5 protein-coding genes are annotated in these 7758 nt (G+C 67.4%); 3 read left to right on the top strand and 2 right to left on the bottom strand.

What is annotated here, in order from left to right; genetic code table 11:
- Nucleotides 1–241 precede the first annotated feature (241 nt).
- Nucleotides 242–1408 (top strand): glycosyltransferase family 4 protein, encoded by a 1167-nt coding sequence (locus tag ACFWU5_RS26550; protein ID WP_379269524.1) that lies wholly within the window; start codon nt 242–244, stop codon nt 1406–1408.
- 115 nt (nt 1409–1523) lie between these two features.
- Here the strand turns inward: ACFWU5_RS26550 and ACFWU5_RS26545 are convergent, their stop codons facing one another.
- The gene (locus ACFWU5_RS26545; RefSeq protein ID WP_379269522.1) at nt 1524–3482 is read right to left on the bottom strand and encodes a hypothetical protein; all 1959 of its coding nucleotides are present in this window, start codon (nt 3480–3482) and stop codon (nt 1524–1526) included.
- Nucleotides 3483–3784: 302 nt separating this feature from the next.
- Here ACFWU5_RS26545 and ACFWU5_RS26540 point away from each other — a divergent pair, with 302 nt between their 5' ends.
- Nucleotides 3785–5029: a polysaccharide biosynthesis protein gene (locus tag ACFWU5_RS26540; protein WP_379269528.1), complete on the top strand. Its 1245-nt coding sequence runs from the start codon at nt 3785–3787 to the stop codon at nt 5027–5029.
- A 257-nt stretch (nt 5030–5286) separates the two neighbouring features.
- Here the strand turns inward: ACFWU5_RS26540 and ACFWU5_RS26535 are convergent, their stop codons facing one another.
- A complete protein-coding gene (locus tag ACFWU5_RS26535) occupies nt 5287–6465 on the bottom strand; it encodes a DUF3068 domain-containing protein (protein ID WP_379269520.1) in 1179 nt (392 codons plus the stop codon).
- A gap of 114 nt (nt 6466–6579) precedes the next feature.
- On the opposite strand from ACFWU5_RS26535, the gene ACFWU5_RS26530 reads away from it, so the two are divergent.
- A complete protein-coding gene (locus tag ACFWU5_RS26530) occupies nt 6580–7755 on the top strand; it encodes an acyltransferase family protein (RefSeq protein ID WP_379269518.1) in 1176 nt (391 codons plus the stop codon).
- Nucleotides 7756–7758: the final 3 nt, after the last annotated feature.

Here is a 7758-nt window from a genome sequence, read left to right as displayed (position 1 = left end):
CGGACCCTCCCTATGGGTCGGGTATGCGGGGCTGGGAGTGCGGTAGGTGGCGGATCATGGGTTGTGGTTGTGGTTGTGGTTGTGGTTGTGGTTGTGGGTGTGGGGGTGCGGTTTGGGCGGGGGGTGGGGTGGGTTCGGTGAATGTGGGACGACGCGGTGTCAGTTCGGGGTTGTTGCGTGGAGCACAGCGGCTAGGGTGGGGGCCGACGTTTGTCTGACATCGAACCGATTGGAACCGACCGTGCGTGAAGTCCTCCTACTCTGCTGGCGTGACACCGGGCACCCGCAGGGTGGGGGCAGTGAGCGGTATCTGGAGCAGGTCGGTGCGCAGCTGGCCGCGCGCGGTATCAAGGTCACGTTGCGGACTGCCGGGTATCCGGGTGCGCCCAAGCGGGAGCGGATCGACGGGATCGATATCAGTCGTGCTGGCGGGCGGTTTACCGTGTACCCGCGGGCGCTGGCCGCCATCATGGCTGGTCGGATGGGTTTCGGGCCGCTGAAGGGGCTGCGGCCCGACGTCGTGATCGACACCCAGAACGGCATCCCGTTCTTCGCCACCGCCACGGGCGTGCCGTCGGTGGTGCTGGTGCATCACGGGCATCGTGAGCAGTGGCCGGTGGCGGGCAAGCTGGTCGGGAAGATCGGCTGGTGGATCGAGTCGACGCTGTCCCCGCGCGTGCACCGCGACAATCAGTACCTCACCGTCTCGCTGCCCTCGGCCGAGGAACTGTCGGTGTTGGGCGTGGATCGTGAGCGCATCGCCGTGGTCCGTAACGGTGCCGAGCCGGTTCCCGCCGAGGTCGTCCCCGGCGCCGACGCCACCCGCGCCACCCACCCGCGCATCGCCGTCCTGTCGCGCCTTGTCCCGCACAAGCAGATCGAAGACGCTCTCACCGCCGTCGCCCACCTGCGCGAAGACTTCCCCGACGTGCACCTGGACGTGATCGGCGACGGCTGGTGGGCCCCCAACCTGCGCGCCTGCGCCGACACCCTCGGCATCGCCGATGCCGTCACCTTCCACGGCCACGTCGACGAACGCCGCAAACACGAGATCCTGTCGACCGCCTGGGTCCACGTCATGCCGTCCCGCAAAGAAGGCTGGGGCCTTGCGGTGATCGAAGCCGCCCAGCACGGCGTGCCCACCATCGGCTACCGCAGCTCCCGAGGCCTGACCGACTCCATCGTCGACGGCGTCACCGGTGTACTGGTCGACGACGCCACCGCCCTGGCCTCCGCCGCCGCGGACCTGCTGGCCGATCCCGACACCCGCGCGGTCATGGGTGAAAAGGCCCGGGCCCGCGCGGGTGAGTTCTCCTGGGAACAAACCGGGGCGGGCGTCTACGAAGTCCTCGCCGCCGCCGCCCAAGGCACCCCGATCAGCGGCCTGGTTTCCCCGACTCGGGTCTAGTCTCGAACAGGCCGCTGATGCGATATCGCGGTCACTGGACAGTCCCCGAGTTGCGCACCGTCGTCACGGGTAGCGGGCTTGCTCGGCTGCGGCACCACCCCCAGGACGATGGGGGTCACGCGAATCTCGGTGGGGTGCGGTAGGGGTGGCGGGATGCGGTGATGAGGCTGGCGAGTAGGAGGAGGGCCCAGAGGAGGTGGGCGGTGGTGGAGAGGTGGCGTTGGGTGGGGGTGGGGGTGTCGAGGGGGGTGGGGTTGGGGATTTTGTAGAGGGCTAGGTCTGCGTCCTGGTAGGTGAGTTCGGCTGTGGTGAGGGTGTTTTGGGAGTTGCCGAGGGGGCCGGGGGTGGTGCGTTCTATCAGGATCCAGCCGATGCCGAGGGCTGCCAGGTCGGTGGTGGGGGCGCCTTGGAGGAGGGCTTGTTCTGCGGTGCGGGCGCGGTTGCCTTCGCCGGTTACGGCGTGGCCGCGGACTTGGAGTTCGCCGGTTTGTAGGACGTCGTTGGGGAGGATTCGGGGGGCGGGGTCCAGGACGGGAGCTGTTCCGCTGTACGGGAATCGGCGGAACATGCCTGCGGGCAGGACTGCTACGTCGCCGGGGGAGTCGATGTGGTCGACGATCTGTGCCCAGCCTGCGGGGTAGTGGACTGGGCGTAGGGCGCCGCCTACCCCCCAGGCGAGATCGGCCAGGGGGAGGATCAGAAAGGCGATGAAAAGGGTTGCGACGACGCGTGTTCCGGAGGAGTAAGCATTGAGGGTGGAAGGCTCGGTGTCGGTATCCGACGCTGCGCGTGAGTGATTCGGGCCATCTTCGTTGACGCAGCTCGACTCGGTGATGCCATCGAGTCCGGTATCCGTCGAATTCTCGACGGTCATTAGTCGCCGTGCCGCAGCTGTGACGGTTCGACACGCGGCTGCTGCGCAGAGGGCGTAGGCGGGCATCGCCAGTGCCACGTATTTCTGTGTGTCGCGCAGCAATCCGGCGCCGGGGACGTGCACCACCAGCCATTCGCCGACGGCGAGGCCCCAGGTGGTCGCGCCGAGGGCGGGCAGGGTGATCGCGACTACCGCGATGATCAGCAGTGTGCGCCCGTCACGTCCGAGGTTCCATACCGCGCGCACTCCGCAGGCGACGATGGCGAGCAGTAGGACGGTGCCGACCAGTGCGAGTGGTGTTGTGCGACTTGCGGGTACGGCTTCGCTGTTCCAGATTCCGCCGAGGCCGGCGAGGCTACCGAGAGTGCCGAGCCAGGGTTCGGCGCGGGCGGCGAAGGCTGTGACGCCGGCGGGGTCGGAGGGGTCGGCGCCGGAGCCGAGGGCGGTCGCGGTCAGCCAGGGGGCGCAGGTTGCCAGCCATGCGACGGTGGCGGGGAGGAAGGCGCGTCGGCCGACCAGTGCGAGTCCGATGATGGCGGCCAGCAGCGAACCGGTCGGGGTCAAACCGGCGGCTGCGAAACTCGCGATCAGTGCGGCCCAGCCGCCGAGAGTGCCTGCGCGCCTGGGTAACCCGAGACCTCTGGTCGTTTCGGGGGTATCGGGGCTGGTGCCGCTGATCGCCGCCGGGGTGTCGGTACTGCTGGTCGCTTTCGGGCGCTGGCGGGATACGTGCCCGCTCGTGATTGTTCGGATTCGGGTGGCGGCTAGTGCGGTCCAGGGTAGGGCGGCGTACCCGGCGAGCAGGCTCCAGTGGCCTTGTAGAAGGCGTTCTGCGACAAAGGGATTCCAGAGTGCGAGGGTGGCGGCGACCAGTTGGGCGGAGGTGGAGGCGGAGATGAAGCGTCGGGCGAGTACCGCTGCGCCGTAGCCGGCTGACCAGAGGGAGACGATCAGGATCGCTTTCACCAGGATTCCGCCGTCGATGATGGGCGACAGGACGGCGATCAGGGCGTCCTGGGGGACGGCGCGGGGGGCGGCGGCGCCGAGGCCGAGGGCGGAATCGGTGAGGTAGGAGCGTGGGGTGCTCACTGCGTCGCGCAGCAGTAGGTAGCCGGATCCGGCCAGTGGGCCGATGATGATCGCCGTGAGCAGGGCGCAATACCCGGCCACCCAGGCCCTTGCACGCCCACTACTCGTCACGTCCACGCACCTTACGTTCCGTTGGTCGTCGCCGGGAGTGGGGTCGACGACGCGGTGGTCGCGCGCCCTCACCGGCGTAATCGACCAATTCGAGGTCGAAGAGGCGGAAATAGCGACTGGCAGGTCGCCGATTGGTCGATTAGGCCGGTGTTCGGTGGGTGACGGTCGCAAGGTGAGTCCGGGTGGACTCACATTTTTGGGGTTGGCGTGATGGCGAACACAGTGGGGTGCGACGATGGGGCGTGTCCTCAGTCCGTCGCCCGCCCGTCGTTGCCGATCTGACCTGGGTGACGGCTGGCGCGATGACCGCCAACGTCGCCGGTTACCTGCTGCAATTGTTGGCGGGGCGTTGGCTCGGGGTGGCGGGGTACAGCGAGTTCGCGAGTCTGCTCGCGGTGCAGTTGTTGTGTGCGGTGCCTGCGCTGGCGATGCAGAACGTGGTGGCTCGGGAGGTTGTGCGCGGGGCTTCGCACGGTGCGGTGCGGGCGATGCAGTGGCGGGTGGCCGGGTTGGTGGCCGCGGTGGGGGTGGTGCTGATTCCGGTGGTGGCGGCGCTGCTGGATGTGGGTGTGTGGGCTGCGGCTGCGGCGTTGGGTGCGGCGCCTGCGTTGGTGATTCTGTCGGGTGAGCAGGGGATTCTGCAGGGCAGCAACAAGTTTCGGCAGTTGGCGACGGTGTTGGCGATGGCGGGGACGGCTCGGGTGGTGCCTGCGTTGCTCGCGCTTGCGCTGGGGGGTGGGGCGGCTGGTGCGTTGTGGGCAGGGGCGGTGGGGATTGTCGGGGCGGCGATCGTGGCTGGGCGGATCACTGCTTCGGCTACTCGGACCGCCGCGCAGGTCGATGATCTCGGCGACGAGCTGCGCGGGAAGCATCGCGACGAGCCGCGCGGGAAGGACGGCGACGAGCTGCGCGGGAAGGACGAACTCGCGCGGGGAGCGATTTCGGGTGTGGTCGGTGTGCTGCCGGTGTTGCGGGCTGTTCAGGTGCAGGCGGCGTTGATGGCGTTGTCTTCGGTCGACTTGATCGTGGTGCGGATTGTGCTCGACGAGGTGGATGCGAGTCGGTATTCGTTGGGGACCATCGCTACGAAGATCGCGTTCTGGCTTCCGCAGGCGGTGGGGGTGGTGCTGTATCCGCGGATGGCTCAGCCTTCGCATTCGGCGCGTGCGATTCGGGATGCGTTGTCGGTGTTGTCGGTGATCGGGGTGGTTGCGGTGGTGGGGGCGGCTGTGGCTGCGCCGTTGGCTCCGTTGTTCGCGGGCGAGGACTATGCGCCGATTCAGGGCATGTTGTGGGTGTTTGCGCTGCATGGGGCGATTTTGGCGGTGTTGCAAGGGGGTTTGTTGTCGGCTATTGCGGTGGAGCGGACTGCTTTGGCGGTGGTTACCTGGGTGGGGTTGGTGGTTGAGGTGTCGGTGATGCTTGTCTTTGCTCGCAGTATCGAATCGCTCATCGGCACGGCGGTTTCCGTCGCGGGCGTTACCACTGCGGTTGTGGTGGTTGGTGTTTTGCGGGGGGCTCGGGTGCGGGCGGGGTTGGCGGGGTAAGACTGGTCCTGGGCTGTTTGCCTTGCTGTGTTTTTTGGAGCGCTGGCGCGCTCGAGTCGGGGCCCTTCGGGCCCCCGATCTTCCCTCCCTCCGGGAACTCCTTCGTCGCACCCTCCGGTCAGTCCAGATCGGGGCGGGCCCCTCCGTACGAAAGACATACGGGGTTTGGGTGGGGAGACATACGGGGTTTGGGTGGGGTGGGGTGGAAATGGCAGCGGCCCCGGCTTGAGACCGGGGCCGTGCGGGGAATGCTTTGTCTAGCGGGGTTTGTCGATGTCGATCTGCTCGGTGGGAGCGTCGTAGTCGCCGCGGGGGAACTCGGTGGTGGGGGTTTCGTCCTCGTCCCATCGGGTGGCCGCTGTGTCATCCGGTTCGGGGGTGGGGTGCGAACCGCGGCCGCCTGCGTGGGCGGGGGTGTGGCCGCCGCGCAGGCCGACGAACAGGCCGGCTAGCAGTGCCAGTACGCCGAGTACGCCGAACAGGATCGGCACCACGCGGCCGAACAGCGACAGTTTGTCGGTGTTCTCCTTGGCGATCGCGATCTGCGATTCGACCGTCGCCTCGTCGAACACCAGGTGCGACTTCAACGCGGTGACCTCGGGCTTGTCGCCGGATCTCGCGTAGAACAGGTGGATGGACTCGCCGCCCTTGATCACGGTGCCGGTCTGCGGTTCGACCCACAGGTCGCGCACGTTGGTGTAGTACCTGGTCATGGTGACCGGGTCGGTGCCCTCGAGGCCCCACTTGGCGGCGGGCAGGGTGAGGCGGTTGGTGGGGGACTGCTGCACGTCCCAGGTGCTGGTGACGGGCGCGGTCATCTGGAACCGGTAGACCTTCATGTTGTTGATCTCGGTCTCTTCGATGAAGTCCGCGTCGAAGGATTTGCGCACGTTGATGTCGAAGTACGGGTACGTCTTCTTCTCGGTGCCGATGGGGAAGCGGTAACCGATGCCGGTGTGCTGCACCGGTTCCATGACGCTGCCGCCCTTGTTGTTCACGGTCACCGCGATGGACCCGTTGGGTTCGGTGTCCACCGGCATGCCGGTGGTGCGGGAGATGGTGACGCGGTCGATGGCGGCGGTGAGCAGGCCGGTGTCGCCCTGCACGTCGGTGCGGCGCAGCGTGGTGCCCGCCTGCAGTGTCATGTCGTCGGCGCCGGAGGGTTCTTCGACGGTGACGAAGCGCTGGGAGACCAGCGGCACATCCTTGTTCACGACGGCGGGGCCGTCACCGGAGGCCAGCGACTTGGAGTCCAGGACGAGGCTTTCCTCGTTGGGCTGGTTCACCGCGATCGTGGTGATCTCGAGATCGAGGGGAGTCTTGGCGACTTTGCTCACCGTGTAGGTGGGGATCATCAGCGCGGCGACGAGCAATGCCGCGCCCAGACCCACGAGCACGCAGGCGACGGTCCTTCTGGTACCGGCACTCAGTGCCATGCAACTCTCCTCGTCGTTCGAACAGGGATGGCCCGGTGGTCGACACTAACAGTCCAGCCGATGAAGGTGCGGTGCTGTGCCGTCGAAATCGCCGACACGGCAGACTGGACCCCGATGACGACCGCCGCCGCCCCCGTTTCGCGCCCTCGCGCCTTCATTCCCGCCCTGGAAGGGATGCGCGGAATGGCGGCTCTCGGGGTGCTGGTCACGCACGTGGCGTTCCAGACCGGGACGAGCGGGACGCCGGTGATCGGCCCGATGCTGGAACGTTTCGATATGGCGGTCGCGGTGTTCTTCGCGCTGTCGGGGTTCCTGCTGTGGCGTCCGCACGCGGCGGCCGCGCACGGTGTCGGTCGCGCGCCCAAGGCTTCGCGCTATCTGCTGCATCGGGTGGCGCGCGTGCTGCCCGCGTACTGGGTGGTGGTGGTGTTCGTGCTGCTGTTGCTGCCCGGTGCCGCGCATTCGGCGAACTGGCGGGTGTGGTTGTCGAATCTGCATCTGCTGCAGGTGTTCGTGCCGTTGACCTTGACCGATGGGCTCACGCAGATGTGGAGCCTGTCGGTGGAGATGGCGTTCTATCTGGTGTTGCCGCTGCTGGCGTGGCTGGTGGTGCGGTTGCGTGGGCGCGCGGCGCGGTGGCGGGTGCCGGTGCTGTGTGGGCTGATCGCGGTGACGCTGACCTGGAATCTGTGGCCGATTCCCACGCCCGACGCGATCCACGCCGACAACTGGTTGCCCGGTTACCTGCCGTGGTTCGCGGCGGGGATGCTGCTGGCCGAACTGATCCACCTCGCGCGAACTGATGCGCGGTGGGTTGCGTTGCTGTCGAATCAGCGGTTGATGTGGGCGATCGCGGTGGCGGCGTTCTTGCTGTCGGCGACCGAGTTCGGTGGTCCGGCGGGGCTGGAACGCGCGCAGCCGTGGCAGTACGCGATGAAGATGGTGCTGGGGGCGATCCTGGGGTTCTGCCTGCTGGCGCCGCTGGTGATGCGGTCGACCGGGGGGCATCATCGCTGGTTGGAGTCGCGGACGGCGGCGATTCTGGGGCGCTGGTCGTATGGGATCTTCCTGTGGCATCTGGTGGTTCTCACGGTGGTTTTCCCGGTGTTCGGGATTCTGCCGTTCCATGGGAACTTCGGGTACGTCATCGTGTTGACCACGTTGTTGACGCTGCCGTTGGCTGCGGCGAGTTTCGCTCTGGTCGAGGAACCGGCTCGGCGTTGGGCCGCGCGGTGGGATCGGCGGGATGCGGCCGCACGCGCTGAACGGGCTCGTTCGACGGTCGGCTGAGCT

It is taken from the genome of Nocardia sp. NPDC058640 (assembly GCF_042716995.1).
Taxonomy (GTDB): domain Bacteria; phylum Actinomycetota; class Actinomycetes; order Mycobacteriales; family Mycobacteriaceae; genus Nocardia.
The sequence above is the reverse complement of the archived record's forward strand: the minus strand, read 5'-3'. Positions and strand labels throughout refer to the sequence as shown.